Annotated in this window: 15 protein-coding genes; 2 read left to right on the top strand and 13 right to left on the bottom strand. The window is 72.7% G+C overall.

Features of this window, described 5'->3' with window-relative positions; all coding sequences use genetic code 11:
• Positions 1 to 26: 26 nt before the first annotated feature.
• The 5 genes from hpaD to ACFXKZ_RS21730 all read right to left on the bottom strand — a co-directional run bounded on the left by hpaD (position 27) and on the right by ACFXKZ_RS21730 (position 6,536).
• Positions 27 to 1,145, bottom strand: coding sequence for a 3,4-dihydroxyphenylacetate 2,3-dioxygenase (hpaD, locus tag ACFXKZ_RS21750; RefSeq protein WP_380002552.1), 1,119 nt, complete (start codon positions 1,143 to 1,145; stop codon positions 27 to 29).
• A 174-nt stretch (positions 1,146 to 1,319) separates the two neighbouring features.
• Positions 1,320 to 2,840, bottom strand: a complete 1,521-nt coding sequence (hpaE, locus tag ACFXKZ_RS21745) for a 5-carboxymethyl-2-hydroxymuconate semialdehyde dehydrogenase (protein ID WP_380002551.1) — start codon at positions 2,838 to 2,840, stop codon at positions 1,320 to 1,322.
• Positions 2,837 to 3,775 carry a 4-hydroxy-tetrahydrodipicolinate synthase gene (dapA, locus tag ACFXKZ_RS21740; protein ID WP_380002550.1) on the bottom strand — a complete coding sequence of 313 codons (939 nt, stop codon included), beginning with the start codon at positions 3,773 to 3,775 and terminating at the stop codon, positions 2,837 to 2,839. Before dapA ends, hpaE begins: the two co-directional genes overlap by 4 nt.
• The gene (locus ACFXKZ_RS21735; protein WP_380002549.1) at positions 3,772 to 5,244 is read right to left on the bottom strand and encodes a fumarylacetoacetate hydrolase family protein; all 1,473 of its coding nucleotides are present in this window, start codon (positions 5,242 to 5,244) and stop codon (positions 3,772 to 3,774) included. The genes dapA and ACFXKZ_RS21735 overlap by 4 nt, the downstream gene beginning before the upstream one ends.
• 617 nt (positions 5,245 to 5,861) lie before the next feature.
• A complete protein-coding gene (locus ACFXKZ_RS21730) occupies positions 5,862 to 6,536 on the bottom strand; it encodes a formylglycine-generating enzyme family protein (RefSeq protein WP_380002548.1) in 675 nt (224 codons plus the stop codon).
• A 149-nt stretch (positions 6,537 to 6,685) separates the two neighbouring features.
• On the opposite strand from ACFXKZ_RS21730, the gene ACFXKZ_RS21725 reads away from it, so the two are divergent.
• Entirely contained in the window at positions 6,686 to 7,660 is a 975-nt protein-coding gene (locus tag ACFXKZ_RS21725; protein WP_380002547.1) for a polysaccharide deacetylase family protein, read from the top strand.
• Here ACFXKZ_RS21725 and ACFXKZ_RS21720 read toward each other — a convergent pair.
• The 3 genes from ACFXKZ_RS21720 to ACFXKZ_RS21710 all read right to left on the bottom strand — a co-directional run bounded on the left by ACFXKZ_RS21720 (position 7,657) and on the right by ACFXKZ_RS21710 (position 10,037).
• Positions 7,657 to 8,118: a protein-tyrosine phosphatase family protein gene (locus tag ACFXKZ_RS21720; protein ID WP_380002546.1), complete on the bottom strand. Its 462-nt coding sequence runs from the start codon at positions 8,116 to 8,118 to the stop codon at positions 7,657 to 7,659. The genes ACFXKZ_RS21725 and ACFXKZ_RS21720 overlap by 4 nt on opposite strands.
• Entirely contained in the window at positions 8,115 to 8,693 is a 579-nt protein-coding gene (locus tag ACFXKZ_RS21715; RefSeq protein ID WP_380002545.1) for a CGNR zinc finger domain-containing protein, read from the bottom strand. The genes ACFXKZ_RS21720 and ACFXKZ_RS21715 overlap by 4 nt, the downstream gene beginning before the upstream one ends.
• Positions 8,694 to 8,843: 150 nt before the next feature.
• Positions 8,844 to 10,037, bottom strand: a complete 1,194-nt coding sequence (locus ACFXKZ_RS21710; RefSeq protein WP_380002544.1) for an MFS transporter — start codon at positions 10,035 to 10,037, stop codon at positions 8,844 to 8,846.
• Between the two features lie 157 nt (positions 10,038 to 10,194).
• Between ACFXKZ_RS21710 and ACFXKZ_RS21705 the strand changes: the two genes are divergently transcribed.
• Entirely contained in the window at positions 10,195 to 11,448 is a 1,254-nt protein-coding gene (locus tag ACFXKZ_RS21705) for a GNAT family N-acetyltransferase (RefSeq protein ID WP_380002543.1), read from the top strand.
• A 294-nt stretch (positions 11,449 to 11,742) separates the two neighbouring features.
• On the opposite strand, the gene ACFXKZ_RS21700 is transcribed toward ACFXKZ_RS21705, so the two are convergent.
• From ACFXKZ_RS21700 to ACFXKZ_RS21680, 5 genes are all read right to left on the bottom strand, one after another.
• Positions 11,743 to 13,053, bottom strand: a complete 1,311-nt coding sequence (locus ACFXKZ_RS21700; RefSeq protein ID WP_380002542.1) for an alpha-glucosidase/alpha-galactosidase — start codon at positions 13,051 to 13,053, stop codon at positions 11,743 to 11,745.
• The gene (locus tag ACFXKZ_RS21695; protein WP_380002541.1) at positions 13,053 to 14,009 is read right to left on the bottom strand and encodes a carbohydrate kinase family protein; all 957 of its coding nucleotides are present in this window, start codon (positions 14,007 to 14,009) and stop codon (positions 13,053 to 13,055) included. Before ACFXKZ_RS21695 ends, ACFXKZ_RS21700 begins: the two co-directional genes overlap by 1 nt.
• A gap of 67 nt (positions 14,010 to 14,076) precedes the next feature.
• Positions 14,077 to 14,958: a carbohydrate ABC transporter permease gene (locus ACFXKZ_RS21690; RefSeq protein WP_380002540.1), complete on the bottom strand. Its 882-nt coding sequence runs from the start codon at positions 14,956 to 14,958 to the stop codon at positions 14,077 to 14,079.
• Positions 14,955 to 15,914: a carbohydrate ABC transporter permease gene (locus tag ACFXKZ_RS21685; RefSeq protein WP_380002539.1), complete on the bottom strand. Its 960-nt coding sequence runs from the start codon at positions 15,912 to 15,914 to the stop codon at positions 14,955 to 14,957. Before ACFXKZ_RS21685 ends, ACFXKZ_RS21690 begins: the two co-directional genes overlap by 4 nt.
• Positions 15,915 to 15,940: 26 nt before the next feature.
• A complete protein-coding gene (locus ACFXKZ_RS21680; protein WP_380002538.1) occupies positions 15,941 to 17,269 on the bottom strand; it encodes an extracellular solute-binding protein in 1,329 nt (442 codons plus the stop codon).
• Positions 17,270 to 17,421 lie beyond the last annotated feature (152 nt).

Below are 17,421 nucleotides of genomic sequence, written 5' to 3'. Positions count from 1 at the left end.
TCGGATCTTACACCAGGGGTGGATGTTCACGGCGGGGACCCCACCTGCGGCGATGTGTCGCGCGCGAACGAGAAGCCGTCGGCGCCGACCGTCACCTCCGCCTCGTGGTTCTCCTCCCGGGCGAACACCGGCTGCGGCTTCCCGGCCAGGTCCAGCACGGTGGACGCCTCCGCGTACCAGGACGGCACCACCGGATTGCCCCACCAGTCGCGCCGCTGGTTGTCCCGCACGTCCCAGGACAGCACCGGGTGGTCTGGATCCCCGGTGTAGTAGTCGGTGGTGTAGATCTCCACGCGGTGCAGATCCGGATCACGCACGTACACGTAGAACGCGTTGGACACCCCGTGCCGCCCCGGACCACGCTCGATGTGCGCCGATCGGCGCCGGGCGCCCAGCAGATCGCATACATGCAGCACCTGGCCGCGCTCGTGGGTGCTGAACGCGATGTGGTGCAGCCGGGGTCCGTCGCCGCCGGTCAGCGCGATGTCGTGCACCGTGTCCTTGCGGTGCAGCCAGGACGCGTACAGCGTGTCGTCCGCGCCCCGGATGTCCTCGGTCACCCGAAAACCCAGGTCCCGGTAGTAGCGCTCGGCCCGCGCCACGTCCGGCACCACGATGTTGAAGTGGTCGAGCCGGGCGATCGCGCCCGCGCCGTGCAGGTCGTAGCTCTGGTGCAGGCGCGGCACGTGCTCGGCCGCGTAGAAGAACTCCAGCGGGAACCCCAGCGGGTCCAGTACCCGTACCGCCGGGCCGATCCCCCGGGTGGCGCCCGCCGCGCGGCGCTCCACCGGTACGCCCAGGGCCCGGTAGTAGCGCTCGGCCGCGTCGACCTCGCCGGGCGAGCGCACCCGGTACGCGAGCGCGGCCAGCGCCGGACTCTCGCCGCGGCGCAGCACCAGCGAGTGGTGCAGGTACTCCTCGAAGGCGCGCAGGTACACCGCGTCCTCGTCCTCGTGGGTGACCACCAGGCCGAGCAGGTCGACGTAGAACTCCCGGGACGCGGCGGGATCGGTGACGATCAGCTCGGCGTAGGCGGCCCGGACGATGTCGGGTGGGGGTATCGCCCCCGGCTCGGGCACGGGGGCGGGGGTGCCGGGGCGGACGGTGGGCACGGGCGGCGGGGGCGGAACGGCGGGAGTGGGCATGAGGCTCTCCTCCTGTTCGACGCGCTGTTCGGTTCGAGAGGTCGTGCGGCAACCGGTGTCCGCAAATCGTGCGGAACCGGTTTCGAGAGCTGTGCGGAACCTAGCAAGCGAGCGACCTGCGCGGATACGGCCGGGGACGAACCGACGGGCGGATCGCGTGAGGTCCCCCGATCGTCACGCGGCGCCGAACCGGGCGGTGTGCAGCGGCGCCATGGCCACGTGTACCGCCTGCTGCGTCGTGTAGAAGTCGATCGAGCGGTGGCCGCCCTCGTGCCCCAGGCCGGAGGCCTTGATCCCGCCGAAGGGGGTGCGCAGATCCCGCACGTTGTGCGAGTTGATCCACACCATCCCGGACTCGACCCGGTGTGCCACCCGGTGGGCGCGGCGGATGTCGTTGGTCCACACGTAGCCGGCCAGGCCGTAGTCGACCGCGTTGGCCAGCTCCACCGCGTGCGCCTCGTCGTCGAACGGGGTCAGCGCCACGACGGGGCCGAAGATCTCCTCCCGGAAGATCCGGGCATCGGCCGGCACGTCGCGAAACACCGTGGGCGCGAGGTAGTTGCCCGTCGGCAGATGTGCGGGGCGACCGCCGCCGGCGACCAGGCGCGCCTCGGTGCGACCCGCCTCGACATACGCCAACACCCGCTCGTAGTGCTCCGGATGCACCAGCGCGCCGACCTCGGTGGCCGGATCCGCCGGGGGACCGACCACGATCCGCTCGGCCCGTGCGGCGAAGCGCTCGACGAACTCCTCGTACACCCCGCGCTCGACCAGAATCCGCGAACCGGCCGTGCAGCGTTCGCCGTTGAGCGAGAACACGCCGAACAGCGCGGCGTCGATCGCGTCGTCCAGGTCGGCGTCGGCGAAGACGATCACCGGTGACTTGCCGCCCAGTTCCATCGACAACCCCTTCAGGTGTCGGGCGGCGGCGGCGAAGATGGTGCGCCCGGTGGTGGTCTCCCCGGTGAACGAGATCAGCGGCACGTCGGGGTGCTCCACCAGCGCCGCGCCCGCCTCCTCGCCGATTCCGCCGACCAGGTTGAACACACCTCGGGGCAGGCCCGCCTCGGTGAGGATGTCGGCCCACAACGACGCGGACAGCGGGGTGAATTCGGCGGGCTTGAGCACCACGGTGCAGCCGGCCGCCAGGGCCGGCGCCAGCTTCCACGACTCCAGCATGAACGGCGTGTTCCACGGCGTGATCAGTCCGGCGACGCCGACCGGTCGGCGGTGCACATAGTTGAGTTGGCGGCCCGGCACCTGATATGCCTCGTCGGTCTGACCGACGATCAGATCCGCGAAGAAGCGGAAGTTCTCGGCGGCGCGCTGCGCCTGGCCGAGTGCCTGGGTGATCGGCAGGCCGGTGTCGAAGGTCTCCAGTTCGGCCAGCCGCGCATCGCGTCGCTCGACCTCGTCGGCGATGCGGTTGAGCACCACGGCCCGTTCCCTGGCGGGCAGTCGCGGCCACGGCCCGGCGGTGAACGCGCGGCGGGCGGCGGCCACCGCGGCGGCCACGTCTGCGGCCTTGCCCGCAGCGGCGGTGGCGTAGGGCAGGTTCGACGCCGGGGCGCAGACCTCGAACGTGGCGCCGTCCAGGGAGTCGACGTGCCGGCCGTCGATGAAGTGACGCAGCCGGGTGGGCAGCCCGGCGGGCACCTCGGCGGGCTCGACGGGCGTCGTCGTGGTGGTGCTCATGCGGATTCTCCAAGGGCGGGGTCGGTCAGCAGGTCGAACCGGCTCTGCGCGAGGGCGGATACGGCGGTTCGCCCGGATTCGGACAGCGGCAGCAGCGGGGGGCGGACCAGGTCGGAGCCGAGCAGGCCGCGCCGGTGCATCAGCCACTTCGCCGGCGCCGGGTTGGTCTCCACGAACAGCAGGTCCACCAACGGCTGTACGGCGTAGTGCAGTTCGCGGGCCCGACCGAGGTCGCCCTGCTGATATGCCTCGTACATCTCGGCCACCGCGGCGGGCGCGATGTTGGCGAGCGCGGAGACGAAGCCCGCGCCGCCGAGGGTCAGCACGGGCAGGCACAGGAGTTCGATGCCGGACCAGACCAGGAGTTCGGGGCCGGCGGCCTCCATCACCCGGGAGAAGTGTTCGAAGTCCCTGGTGGTCTCCTTGATGCCGACGATGTTCTCGTGCGCGCGGAAGAGCCGGGCCACGGTCTGCGGATCGATGTCCACCGCCGTGCGGCTCGGCACGTTGTAGATCACCACCGGCAGGTCGGGGTATTCGCGGGCGACGGTGGAGTACCAGGAGAACAGCGCGTCCTGGGTGGGGCGCGCGTAGTAGGGGGTGATCACCAGCACCGCGTCGGCGCCCGCGTCCCGGGCGACGCCGGTCAACTCCAGCGTCTCCTCCAGCTTGGCCGACCCGGTGCCCGGCAAAAACGGTGCCCGGTCGTCGAGTTCGTCGGCGACCACCCGGATCGCCTCGGCCCGCTCGGCCAGGGTCTGTGCGGACGGCTCGCCGGTCGAGCCGCCGAGCGAGATCCCGTGCGAGCCGGCCGCGAGCTGCCAGCGCACCAGGCGGCGCAGTGTGGCGGTGTCGAGGGCGCCGTCGGCGGTGAAGGGGGTGACCAGCGGCGCGATCGAGCCGCGGATCAGGGACGGGTCGGCGCGGTACTTCATCGGTACTCCTCGCGGGTGATGGGCGAAGCCGGGTCGTGGGTGGGCGGCAGCGCGGCCCGCCAGGCGCGGTAGGCGGGCTCCCAGTCGGGGCCGATGGGGTACAGGCCGGCCAACGCGGCGCCCCGGGAGACCTGTTCGGTGATGAAGCGCTCGCGCGCCTCCTGCTCCTCGGCGGCGGCCAGGACCTCGGTCACCAGGGCGGGCGGGATCACCACCGCGCCGTCGTCGTCGGCGACCACGACGTCGCCGACCTGTACGGTGGCGCCGCCGCAGGAGACGGTGACGTCGACGTCCCAGGGCACGTGCCGGCGGCCGAGCACGGCGGGGTGGGCGGCGGCGGCCAGTACGGGCAGGCCCAGGGCTGCGACGGCGGCGCTGTCGCGGACCGCGCCGTCGGTGACGATCCCGGCGGCGCCGAGCGTGCGGGCGCGCAGGGCCAGGATGTCGCCGAGGGTGCCCGCGGTGTCCACACCGCGGGCCTCCATGACCAGGACCTGGCCGGGTTCGAGGTTGTCGACGGCACGTTTTTGCGCGGTGTGGCCGTTGCCGTGGGCGGCGAACAGGTCCTTGCGGAACGGGATGTAGCGCAGGGTGCGGGCGGTGCCGACCAGGCGGGTGCCCGGGGTGAGCGGTCGTACGCCGTCGATGGAGACGGTGTCGAAGCCGCGGGCGCGCAACTGCACGCTGAGCGTGGCCACCGCGACCCGACCGAGCCGGGTGCGCAGGTCGTCGGTGAGCGCGAGGTCGGGCACGGTGCCGTGGGCGTCGGCGCGGGTGGCCGGGTCGACGCGCGGCGGGGTGCCCCAGTCGGCGAGCGCGGGGCCGGCGACCACGTCGGTGCGCAGCGGGCCGGTGGATCGGGTCGGGTCGTCGAGGCTGTCCACCTCGACCTCGATGCGTTGCCCGACCCCGGCCACACCGGCACCGGCCGGGGTGCCGGTCAGGATCACGTCGCCCACCTCCAGGGTGAGCAGCCGGGACAGGTCCGCGATCAGGTGGGCGAAGCCGAAGAGCAGGTTCGCGGTGGTGTCCTCCTGGACCAATTCGCCGTCCAGCCAGGTGCGTACCCGCAGCGCGTCGGGACGCAGCTCGGCCGCGGGCAGCAGGGTGGGCCCCAGCGGGGTGAAGCCGTCGCCGCCCTTGGAACGTACGTTGGCGCCCTTGTCCGCGTGCCGCAGGTCGTACAGACCGAGGTCGTTGGCGGCGGTGACCCAGCCGATGTGCGCCCAGGCGTCGGCCGGCGCCACCCGATGCGCGGCGCGGCCGACGACCAGGGCGATCTCGCCCTCGAAGCCCAGCAGTTCGACGCCCGCCGGGCGCTCGACGCGGCCGGATCCGGTGAGCGAGCTGCCGGGTTTGAGGAAGTAGGAGGCGTGCTCGGGGACACGGCCGCGTTGGCGGGCGCGGGAGGGGTAGTTCAGGTGTACGGCCAGCACCTTGCCGGGCCGCCGTCCCGTCGATGCGGTCACCGCGTCCTGCGTCACTCGCCACCGCCCTTCGTGCCCTGGTACCGCCCGCCGGATCGGCGATGCCATCTCGGAACGTATATGATTCCGGATAGAATAATAGAGGTGATCTCGGTTCCACTGTCAACCACCCGGAGGGGCACGCTTGTTCGGTCGGGCGGGCGGGCAGGCGGGGGCGGCGGGAACGGCGCGGGCACGACGAGGACCCGGCCGCCGAGGCAGCGGTCGGGTCGGTGCTGTCGGCGGTGGTCGGTTTCGCCGGCTCAGGGGACCTGGGAAGTAATGCCCGAGCCGCCCCCGACCCCGGCCCGGGTTCGAGTGCGAGCGGGTTCGAACGAGCGCATCGAATCGGCCATACCCGGGCCGGGCGCGCGCCGGGGTACGCCGGATGCCGATGAGCGCGCTCCCACGGCCTGCGTCGGCCGGCTATCCTCCGGTGTCGGCGTGTTCGGGCTTGTGCGCTACCGGTGCCGGGGCGGAAAGTGGTGCGAGTGGGTGCCGGCTCCCCCCGTGGCCGGGCCCGCCGCGGCCCGGCGTCCGGCCCCCCGTCCGCCCGCCGGGCCGCCCCCATTCGTCCCGCGAGGCCGGCCGTGCAAGGCAGTCGCGACGCGGTCGCCCACTCAGGGCAGGATCGAGCGGGCGACGCGGAATCCCACATCGTCGACGCGGTAGCTCGGATGGCTGCGCCGACGGGCGCCGGCGCGCAGGCTCCAGTGTTCGTCGAACCAGCCGCCACCGCGCAACACCCGGTATTCGCCGTAGACTTCGGCGTCGTACACGTCCCAACACCAGTCCCAGACGTTGCCGAGCATGTCGTGCAGGCCCCACGGATTGGGCTGCTTGCCGCCCACGTCGTGGATGCGCTCCGCCGAGTTGGCGCGATACCAGGCGATGTCGTCGAGCGGGCCGTGATGCGGGCCGGTGGTTCCGGCGCGGCAGGCATACTCCCACTCGGCCTCGGTCGGCAGTCGGAAGCCGTCGGTCGAGGTGTCCCAGGCGACCGGCTCGACGCCCGCCGCGAGGTGGTACGCCGGGGTGAGGCCCTCGTGTACGGACAGGGCGTTGCAGAAGCGCACCGCGTCGTACCAGGACACGCCCTCGACCGGTAGCCGGTCCCCGACGGCGGCACTCGGGTGCTCGCCGGTGACCCGCGCGTACCGCGCCTGGGTGACCGGGAACACCGCGAGCCGGAACGGCGCGAGGTCGACCGACCAGCTGTGTTGCGTGCGCCGATCGGACAGGGTGACCCGCCCGGCGGGGAGGGGGACCATCGCGTCGTCCGCTGTCGCGTCCATGATCGAAAACCTAGCGGTGGCCGGCTCGCGTGCCGTCACGGGGCGGATCGCTCCGGCCTCGGTTCGTTCGGCCGTGCGAGGCATGGAGGCATTCGAGGCGAACAAACGTCCGGGTTCGAAGTCGGCGGGAGCGGGCAACAAGGGGCGCCATGAGCTGTGTGGATGCGATGAGGTCCCCGTCGTGGCGCGCGCTCACCCGATGGGGTGTCGCGCTCGGCCTGTGTGCCTGCCTGGCCGGTTCGGGGTGCGCGGACGAGGACGCCGGCGCGCCGCGGTCCAAGCCGGGACAGCCGATCGCGGCGGCGAACGCGCCCGCCGCGCCTGCCGCGCCGATTCCGGACGCCGTCCGGGAGCAGGCCGACGCGCAGATCCGGGCCGCCCGGCTGGGTGCGGAGCAGCAGGAGGCCGCCCGGATCGCGGCGAGTCGGGCCGCCGCCGCGCGGAAGTGGGGCCTGGCGGGGGCGCCGATCGCGGCACCCGCGCCGCCGGCCACACGGCCCGTGCTGAAGTCGGGTCCCGGCGTGACCCGCTACGGCGATCTCCCGCCGGTGGTGCACCGGGTGCCCACCGAGGACCGGGTGGTCTTCCTCACCGTCGACGACGGCGCCGAGAAGGACCCGGAGTTCGCCCGAATGGCCCGTGAACTGGGCGTGCCGTTCAGCGCGTTCGTCAGCGGCTATCTGGCTCGCGGCGGCTGGGACTACTTCCGGGGCCTGCACGAGCAGGGTGTCGCGGTGAACAACCACACGGTGAACCATTTGGACATGCGAAAGCTCGGCTACGCGCGCCAGCAGCAGGAGATCTGCGGGGAACAGGCGGCCGCCGAGCGCGAGATCGGCGTCGCGTCGCGGTTGTTCCGGCCGCCGTACGGGGAGTTCAACGAGGACACCCTGCGTGCGGCGCAGTCGTGCGGGATCGTGGCGCTTCCGATCTGGAACCAGGAGGCGTTCCCGGACCGGATCGAGTATCGCTACGACCACCGGCTCAAGCCGGGCGACATCATCCTCACCCACTTCCGGGGTCCCGGGCAGTGGAAGGGCGACATGGCCCAGATGTTGCGCCGCGTCGTGGACACGGCCACCGCGCAGGGCTTCGCCCTGGCTCGGTTGGACGACTACCTCTAGGCCCTGTCCGGCGGGAAGCGGCGTGCCCAGCGGCGTTGCCACGGTGTCTCGACGGCCCGGCGGTGGTGGTGTTCGCGGGTCCAGCCGACGGCGTCCGCGGGGGCGATGCCCGCGCGTACGGCCAGACACGCGACGACGGTGCCGGTACGGCCGATGCCGCCCCCGCAGGCCACCTCGACCGCCTCGCCCGCACGGGCCTTTTCGTGCAGCGCGCGGATTTCCCGGACCGCCCCCTCCCGATCGCGCGGCAGCCGGAAGTCGGGCCAGTCGAGCCAGACGTGCGGCCACGTCAGCGCCGCGTCGTGGCGACGGCGCAACCGCTCGTCGCCGAGATAGAGACCGAAGTCCGGCGTCGCACCCCCCGGCCGCGGACGGCGCAACCCGCGCGCACGGATCCAGGCCCCGTCGGGGAGGCGGAGCGCGCCGGTCAGGGGCGGATGTTCGATCGCGGCGCTCATCGGGCCACCCCCACCCGCTGCCGCCGGGCCCGGTGGTTGGCCACGTTGATCCGGTTGCCGCACAGGTCCGGCAGGCAGTAGCGGCGCCGGCCGGCCCGGCTGGTGTCGACGAACACGCCGCGACAGTCGGGGCCGGCGCAGGCGCGGAAACGGTCGTGACCGAGGGTACGGACGGCGCCGAACAAGCCGACCGCGACGAACGCGGCCAGTTCGTCGGCGAGCGACGCCCCCGGTGCGGTCGGGACGTACCATTGCCAGCCGCCGTCGGCCGCCCGGTCCAGGACGGGGGCGAGCCCGGCCCGGGCGACGAGCACGCCGGAGCCCGCGACGGCCTGCTCCGCCGTCTCGGTCTCGACGACGCCGCGCACCTCCCGGCGCAGCAGCCGAACCGCGTGGAGGTCGTCGTCGGTGGGCACGCCCTTGTCCGCAAGGGCGTCGAGCCGCAGGTCGTGCCCGGCCAGGAGGCCCGCCAACGCGGCCGGATCGGGGAGCGCGTCGCCGGCGCCGCCGCGCACGGTGGGCGAGGTATTGACCAGGTCGGACGCGAAGGTCGCGCCGGCGACGTGGTCGGCCATCGGGATGCGCACACGTTGCCTTTCGCCGAAGTAACCGGTGAAGAAAGACTATAACCCTTACCTGGCTCTGTCCGGCTCTCGTGGGCGGCCGGCGCGACACCCGTACGGCCCCGCCGGAACGGGGCCGTACGGGTTGTTCCGGACCCGGGCTCAGCCCGACGTGGCCGGCACCCCGGCCGGGGCGGACCGGAGTTCGTCCCGAGGCCCCGACCCGACCCGCAACGACCAGGCCAGCACGGCCAGCGCGACCACACCCGTGGCCAGCGCGGCCCACCCGATGCCCGCGTGGCCACCGAGCGCGAAGCCCGCCGCGCCGGCCGCGCCGCCCGCGCTGATCCCGAGGTAGATGGTGCTCTGGTGCAGGCCGAGAACCAGCGGGACCGCGTCGGGGGCGGCGGCGGTGACCCGCAACTGCTGCGGGACGTTGATCATCCAGTGCAGCAGCCCCCACAGCGGGACCACGACACACGCCGCCGCCATCGAGCGGGACAACACCGGCACCAGGGCGGCGACCGCGGTGAGCAGCGGGGCGGCGACCACGATCGTGCGGGCAGGGCCGAAGCGGTCGGCCAGGCGGCCGACGAGGAAGTTCCCGCAGACCGCGCCGATGCCGAAGGTCAGCAGGATCAGCGAGGTGCGCCCGGCATCGCCGTCGGTGGCCGGTCGGGTCACCTTGTCGAAGTAGGTGTAGACGGTCCAGCTGGTGGTCAGGCACAGCAGGGTGGCGGTGAGGATCACCACGACCCGGAAGTCCGTGAGCGGCGCGACCCGTTCGCGCAGCATCCGGCGTGGCAGCCCCGGCAGGTCGGGGACCACCGCGGCGATGCCCGCGCCGGCCACCGCGGCCAGGCCGACGATCAGCCACAGCGCCACGCGCCAGCCGGTGGTCGAGCCGAGCCAGGCGCCGAGCGGCAGGCCGAGCACGATGGCGGTGGTCAGGCCGCCGACGACCACCGAGGTGGCCCGCCCCTCCCGCCCCGGTGGCGCGGTGGCCCGGGCCACCGCCAGGGCATTGACGGTGTAGAGCGAGGCGCCGGCGCCGGCGAGGGCACGACCGATCATCGCGAGGCCGTAGTCGCCCACGACCGCGTTCAGGGCGTTGCCGACGGCGAAGACCGCGAGGCCGCCGAGCAACAGGCCGCGTGGCGCCCGGTGTCCGACGGCGGCGGCGAGTACCGGCCCGCCCAGGGCGTAGGCGAGCGCGAACGCGGTGATCAGCCACCCCGCCGCGGTTCGGGACACGTCGAGGTCGTCGGCCATCGGCCCCAGGATCGGCGCGATGACGAACGTGTCGACCCCCATGGCGAAGGTGCCGACGGCCAGGACGATCAAACGCAGCCGCATGACCGCTCCTTTTCCGTTTCGGGCCCGCGGCCGACCGTTCTCGGATCCGCGGGTGACTGTGCCGACGACGATCGTGTGTGCGAGGGCCCCGGCCCATCCCTCAAGTGGGGGATGAGCCGGGGGCCGGGCCCGGCCGCGCGGGCCCGCAAAAAACGCGATGCGCGGCGAACCCGACCCGGCTAGCGTCGCGAGGGTGACCCTCGACATCCGAGAAATCCCCAAGTCGCAGGTGGATCGCATCGTGGATCTCGCCGATCTGGCCTTCCACGAGGCGGACTCGGCCGACGAACGCAAACAACACCGGGACAGGCTGCGCGTCTGCGGACGGATCGGCGCCTACGAGGACGACGCCCTCGTCGGCGCCGTCGTCGCGCACCGCTTCAAGCTGACCGTGCCGGGCGGCGAACTGCCGTGCGCCGGGCTCGACTACGTCGCCGTGGCGCCCACCCACCGCAGGCGCGGACTGCTGACCCGGATGATCGCGGAACAGTGGCGCAGGTGCGCCGAACTCGGCCAGCCGCTGTCCTGCCTGTGGGCCTCCGAGGACACGATCTACGGCCGATTCGGCTACGGCAACGGAACCCTCGGGTGCAGCATCGAGATCGACGCCCGCCGGCCGCTCGACCTGCGCATCACGCCCGACCCCCGGCCGTTGCGGCTGGTGGACCCGGCCAAGGCGCCGGGCCTGCTCGGTCCGGTCTACGCGGCCGTGCGGGGCAGGCGGGGCGGGCGGCTGGACCGGGACGAGGAGTGGTGGCGCACCGTGGTGCTCCTCGACGACGAGGACGAGGAGCCGATCCGGGTCGTCGCGCTCGGCGAGCGGGGTGAGACCCCGGCCGGCTACGTCGTCTACCGGGTGGAGGAGGTCAAGGGGCCCGCCGGCTCGGCCAACGTGCTCCAGGTGTTCGAACTGGAGGCGCAGGACGCCCCGGTGGCCGCCGCGTTGTGGGCCTTTCTCGTCTCGATCGATCTGATCGACAAGGTGGTGGCCTGGGCCCGGCCGCTCGACGATCCGCTGCTGCAGTTCGCGGGGGATCGCCATCAGGTGCGGGTGACCAGGCAGTATCCGGCGCTGCGGCTGCGCCTGGTCGATGTGCGTACCGCGCTGACCGCGCGGTCCTGGGCGGCGCCGGTGGACCTGGTCCTGGACGTGCGCGACGCCGCACTGTCCGCGAACCGGGGCCGCTTCCGGCTCACCGCCGACCCGACCGGGGCGACCTACACCGCCACCGACGACGCACCCGATCTGGCCCTGGACGTACGCGAGTTGGCCACCTGCTACCTGGGCGGTACGCCGATCCGCCGGCTGGTGGCGGCCGGACTGGTCACCGAGACCACGCCCGGCGCGGCGCACCGCCTGGACGCGGCGCTCCGCACGGACCTGCTGCCGTACGCGCACGAGGACTACTGAGCGACGGGGGCGGCTCTCTATGGGCGCTTCGCGCCGGCTCGCGAGGGACCACTTTTCCGCTCCCCCGCTTCGCTCCTCCGCAGAAAAGCGGCCCCTCGCTCGGGGCTGTGTGCCCCTCCGCTTCGCTCCGGGTCACCCAGCCCGAACTTCGCGGCTCCGCCGCTCTCCGCGCTGCGCGCGTCGATCCCGGGGGTGGCCCGGGTCGTGGGCGCTGACGCGCCAACGGGGGCCGGCGCGGGGGGCGGCGGGTTGTGGCTTGCCGGACTCCGGGCTGGGCACGTCGATCACCGGATCTCAGTGGCCGAGTGTGGTGCGCAGGGCCGGCTGGAGCAGGTTGCCGTGGGCGCGGACCAGGTCGTCGCACAGGTCCCAGATGCGTTCGACCGGCAATGCCGCGGCGGTGGCCGGGTCGATCATCGCGGCGTGGCGGATGTGCCGGGGGTCGTCCTCCAACGCGGCGCGCACCACCAGGTCGTTGACGCTCAGGTAGGTGCGGTTGAGGGCGGCCAACTGCGGCGGCAACGCGCCGACTCGGGTCGGTTGTACGCCCAACCTGTCCACCAGGCAGGGGACTTCGACCACGCCCTCGGCGGGGAGGTTGTCGATCAGGCCCTGGTTGGGCACGTTGCCGTAGACCGTGCGCGGGGTGCCGGTGGTGATGCTGTGGATGATCTGCGGGGCGTACTCCATGGTCGACTCGACCGGCACCGGCTGCCCGGCGGCGAGTGCGGCGCGGGTGCTCTCGTAGGCCGCGACGTTCTCGTCGACGATGTCGAGGTAGGCCCCGACGGGCAGCCGCAGTCGGCTGATCTCGCTGTCGTGGCCCAGGTACCAGGGCACGTACTCGCTGGAGTGCTCGCTGGTCTCGGTCGGGTAGTAGCCGAGCCGGCGATACATGTCCACCCGTACCCGGCGCCGCAGTTGCTCGTCCCGGGCGATCAGCGCGTCGAGTTTCGGGTACAGGTCGGCGCCGGCGTGTTCGAAGCGCAACACCCACGCCTGGTGGTTGACGCCGGCCGCGAGGTAGTCGACCTCCTCGTAGGGCACGCCCACCAGTTCGGCCAGGCCCTGCATGGTCCAGTAGACCGAGTGGCACAGGCCGACCACGCGGGTCAGGCCGGTGGCGCGCCGGAGGTAGCCGACGTTCATTGCCATCGGGTTGGTGTAGTTGAGCAGCCAGGCGTCCGGGCACAGTTCGGCGATGTCCGCGCCCAGCGCGCGCAACACCGGGAAGGTGCGCAGCGCGCGGAAGATGCCGCCGATGCCGAGGGTGTCGCCGATGGTCTGCCGCAGACCGTAGCCGGCGGGCACGTCGAAGTCGGTCCGGGTGGCCTCGCGCATGCCGACCTGGATGATGTTGATCACGAAGTGGGCGCCGGCCAGCGCCTCGCGGCGGTCGGCGTGCGCGGTGATTCGCGGGCTCGCGCCCCGGTCGTCGGCGATCAGCCGGGCCGCGCCCTGCGCGGTGGCCAGGCGTTCGGGGTCGATGTCGTGCAGCGCGATGTGCGCGTCCTTCAGTTCCGGGAAGGCGAACAGGTCCGCCAACAGGCCCTGGGTGAACACGACGCTGCCGGCGCCGACGAAGACGATCTTGGTGCGGGTCATCACTGGTTCTTTCCGTTGCGGGCGAGCGCGTCCAGCGCCTCGTCCCGGGTGGGTTGGGCGGCGGTGCCGCCGGTTGCTCGGGTGGACAGGGCGCCGCACGCGGCGGCGAAATCGAGGGCTCGGGCGAGGGGTTCGCCGGCGAGCAGGGCGGTGATCAAGCCGGCGTCGAAGCTGTCCCCGGCGCCGACGGTGTCCACCGGCTCGGCGGGGATGCCCCGGGTGCGCAGCACGTTCGCACCGTCGTGCGCGAAGGCGCCGGCGCCGCCGTCCTTGACCACCACGACGGGGCCGTGCCCGGCCAGCCGCGCAGCGGCCTGCTCGGTGGTCGCGGCGGGGAAGCCGGCCAGTGCCCGGGCCTCCTGGGCGTTGGGCAACAGGTAGCCCACGGTGGGCAATACGGCGGCGAGTCCGGCCGGGTCCCAACGCCCGGCGGGGTCGTCGTTGGTGTCCAGGGACGTGGCGGCGCCGGCCGCACGGGCGATGCGCAGCAACTCCGGCAGCGCCCGCGCGAGTCGCGGCATCAGGAAGTAGGAGGAGGCGTGCACGTGCCGGCTTCGCCGCAGCAACTCCGCGGGTACGTCGTCGGGTCCGGTCGCGGCCAGCGTGCCGGCCGCGGTGACGATGGCCCGGTCCCCGTCGGTGCGGGTGAGCACCGTGGTCAGCGGCGTCGGCAGGCTCGGGTCGACGCGCAGCGCCGAGGTGTCCACGCCCCGATCCGCGAGCGCGGCGCGCACGAAGCGGCCCGCGTCGTCGTCGCCGATCCGGCCGGCGATCGCGACGGACAGCCCCAGCCGGGCCGCGCCGCAGGCGGTGATCGCGCCGGATCCACCGAGGGTGAGCAGACCGGTGGGGACGAGGTGTTCGTGCTGAGCGAAGGCCAACGGCCGGTCGAGGGGGCCGACCACGACGTCGGGATTGGCGTCGCCGAGGACGAGCAGGTCGAAGGTGTGCGGCATCGGGCTTCCCGGGTGTGTGCGGTAGACGGGGGGCGAATCACGAGAGGGTCGAACTCCCGTGACATCGCTACCCCTTCAGACCGCTGGAGGTGATCGACTGGATGAACGCCTTCTGCGCGAAGAGGAAGGCGAGGAGCACGGGCAGCACGGTGATCACGTTGCCCGCCATCACCGCGGCCCACTGGGTGTGGTGTTGCCCCTGGAAGGTGGTCAGGCCCAGTTGGAGTGTGTACTTGGTGTCGTGGTTGATCGCGATCAACGGCCAGGTCAGGTCGTTCCAGGTGGTGAGGAAGGTGAGCACCGCGACGGTGCTCAGCGCCGGTCGGGACAGCGGCAACACGATCAGGTACAACACGCGCAGTCGCGAACACCCGTCGATCCAGGCGGCCTCCTCCAACTCCCGAGGCAGCGACAGGAAGAACTGGCGCAGCAGGAACACCGCGAACGGCGTCACAAGGGACGGGATGATCAGCGCGCCGAGCGTGTCGATCAGCCCGAGCCGCTTCATGATCAAAAACGTCGGGATCATGGTGAGCTGGAACGGGATCGCCATGGTCGCCAACATCGCCACCATCAACACGCGCGACCCGGCGAACCGCATCCGGGCGAACGCGTAGCCCCCCAGCGCCCCGAACACCAGGTTCGAGGCCACCGCCACCGCCGAGACGATCAGCGAATTGGCGAACCAGCGGGGGAACATTGCATTGCCCAGCACGTAGCGGTAGCCGCCCAGGTCGATCCCCGAGGGCCACAGCGCGGGCGGGAACCGGTTGATCTCCGCGTTGGTCATCACCGAACTGAGCACCAGCCATACCAGCGGCAGGGCAAACAGCAGGGACAGCGGCATCAGCAGCAGATGCCACGGGCTGAACGGGAGCCGGCGGCGCGGCGCCGCGACCGGGGCCGGCCGGGCCTGCGCGGGGGCGGCCTCGACGGTCGCCGCGCTCACTTGGCACCGCCTTCGACGAGCACGGCGCCGGCGGGCCTGCGGCCTCGCACGAGCCGCGACGCGACCCCGATCACCAGGAGCGCGAGGGCCAGCACGTAGGCCGCCGCCGCGCCGTACCCGGCGGTGAAGTTCTTGAACGCCTGCTCCCAGATGAAGTAGACGATCACCGTGGTGGACCCGAGCGGACCGCCCTTGGTGGTCACATAGACCAGGTCGAACACCTGCAACGCGTTGATCGTCTGCCACAACACCAGGAACAGGCTGACCGGGGTGAGCGTCGGCATCACCACGTGCCGCAACAACTGCCACCGCCCGGCGCCGTCGAGCCGAGCCGCCTCCAACAGCGACGGCGGCACGTCCTGGAGCGCGGCGAGGTAGATCACCACGCAGAACCCGGTGCCGCTCCACACCGAGATCGCCACCAGCACCAGCAACGCCTGCCCGGGATCGGTGAGGAAGCCCTGCCGACTGATCCCGAGCGCGTGCAGCACCGAGTTGGCCGCGCCGAACTCCGGGTCGAGGATGAACGAGAACAACACGCCCTGCGCCGTCGCGGAGATCACGAACGGCACGAAGATCAGCGTGCGGTACAAGCCCACCAGCTTGATCCGCCGATTGAGCACCAGCGCCAGGAACAGCCCCAGGGCCATGCTCAGCGGCACGTAGAGCGCGGTGTACAGCAGGGTGTTGCGCACCGCCTGGCTGAAGTGCGGGTCCTGGGTGAGCGCGTCGTAGTTGTCCACGCCGACCCAGCGGCTGGGGGTGACCAGGTCGTCGGCCCGGAAGGACAGCAGCAGAGACCAGACGAACGGCACGATGCTCAGGCCGAGTACGACCAGGACGGCGGGCAGGATGTACGCCCACGCGGTCGCCGTCTCGCGCCGGCGTCTGCGGCGCAGCGTGCGGTGCCGGCGATCGTGGTCGGACAGCGTGAGTGGAGCGGGCAGGGATGACATGGAGGGGCTCCTCAACGCGGTATTCGTCAACGCGGTATGACGAGGGCGGCCTTGGCCGCGGCGGCGCAGCGGTTCAGGGCCCGGGTCGGACTGCTCTTGCCGAGCAGCACGGACACGATGGCCTCGGCGAGGGCCGTGGAGATCTGCGGATAGGCGGGGTGCGCGGGCCGTACCCGGGCCGTCTCCAGGGCGCGGGTGAACACGTCCAGGCCCGGCGTCTCGGCCGCGTGGGCGCGCCATTCGGGTTTGGCCTCGCAGATCCGGCTCAGCGGCAGGCTGCCCGCCCGCACGCCCCATTCGACGTCCTGGTCGGGCTGGTTGAGCCAGGACACGAAGGTGCGTGCGGCGCGTACCCGGGCGCCGCCGTTGTCGAAGACGGTCCAGGTGTCGGGGCCGCAGATGGTCATCGGCCGGCCGCTGTAGCTGGGCAGCGGCACCACGTGGTAGTCGATGCCCGCCGCGGTGACGTCGGGGATCTGCCACGGGCCGGTGACCACCATGCCCATCCGGCCGGAGGCGAAGACCTGGTACATCTGCTCGCCGCCGGGCTTGGGGTCGATGTAGACGCTCTTGGCGCGGGCCAGCGCCTCGACCGTCTCCAGGGCGCGGGCGCCGACGTCGCGGAAGCCGATGTCGCGGCCGTTCTCGGCGACCACGTCGCCGCCGAGGTCCCAGATCATCGGCCACAACCGCCAGACGGTGTCCTCGTCGCCCGCGCCCGGCCAGCCGGTGCCGAAGACGCCGCGCTGCGCGTCGGTGAGGCGGTGTGCGGTGGCCAGGAAGTCGTTCCAGGTCCAGCCGGGTTGCGGGAGCGCGACGCCGGCGTCCTCGAAGAGCTTCTTGTTGCACATCACGGCGAGCGCGTCCAGGACGGCGGGCGCGGCCCGTACCCGGCCGTTGATGGTGACCGCCTGGCGGGCCGGTTCCCAGTAGTCGTCCCACGGGGTGGGGGCCGAGCGCACGGTGTCGCCGAGGTCGACCACCTTGGGGCTGCGGGCGACGCCGGCGAGGTCGGAGCCGAAGACGTAGGCGATGTCGGGGTAGGAGCCGGCGGCGAGCGCCGCGGTGATCTTCTGGAGCATCGCGTCGGCGAGCACGCCGCCGCCGAGGTCGACCCGGATGCCCGACTGGGCCTGGTGGAACCGCTCCACCAGGGCCTCCAACCCCTCGCGCCCGGTGTCGGTCTGGCCGTGCCACATCTCGATCGTGACCCGGCCGTCGGCGCCCACGCCGTCGTCGGTGCCGGCGCACCCGGCCAGCGTCGTGGACAGCGCCGTCGCGGCGGCGGCACCGGCGCCGATGCGGAGCAGGCCGCGCCGGGAGAGGCCGGTGGGATGGAACCGGTCGAGAACCACTGGACCTCCGGGAGATGTCGGAACGCGTGCGGGGGCGGGGCGTGGCGGAGCAAGGGCGAGAGCGGGTGGGCGCGCGTCGGCGGTCGCCCCGGGGCGGGCCCGAACGGGCGAGGGCCAGGGGAGGGCGCGCGGGGTGGAGGGGGTGGCCCGGC

The organism is Embleya sp. NPDC059237 (assembly GCF_042754105.1).
In the GTDB taxonomy this organism is placed as follows: domain Bacteria; phylum Actinomycetota; class Actinomycetes; order Streptomycetales; family Streptomycetaceae; genus Embleya.
Note: the sequence above shows the minus strand (reverse complement) of the source record. Positions and strands in the feature narration are given on the sequence as shown.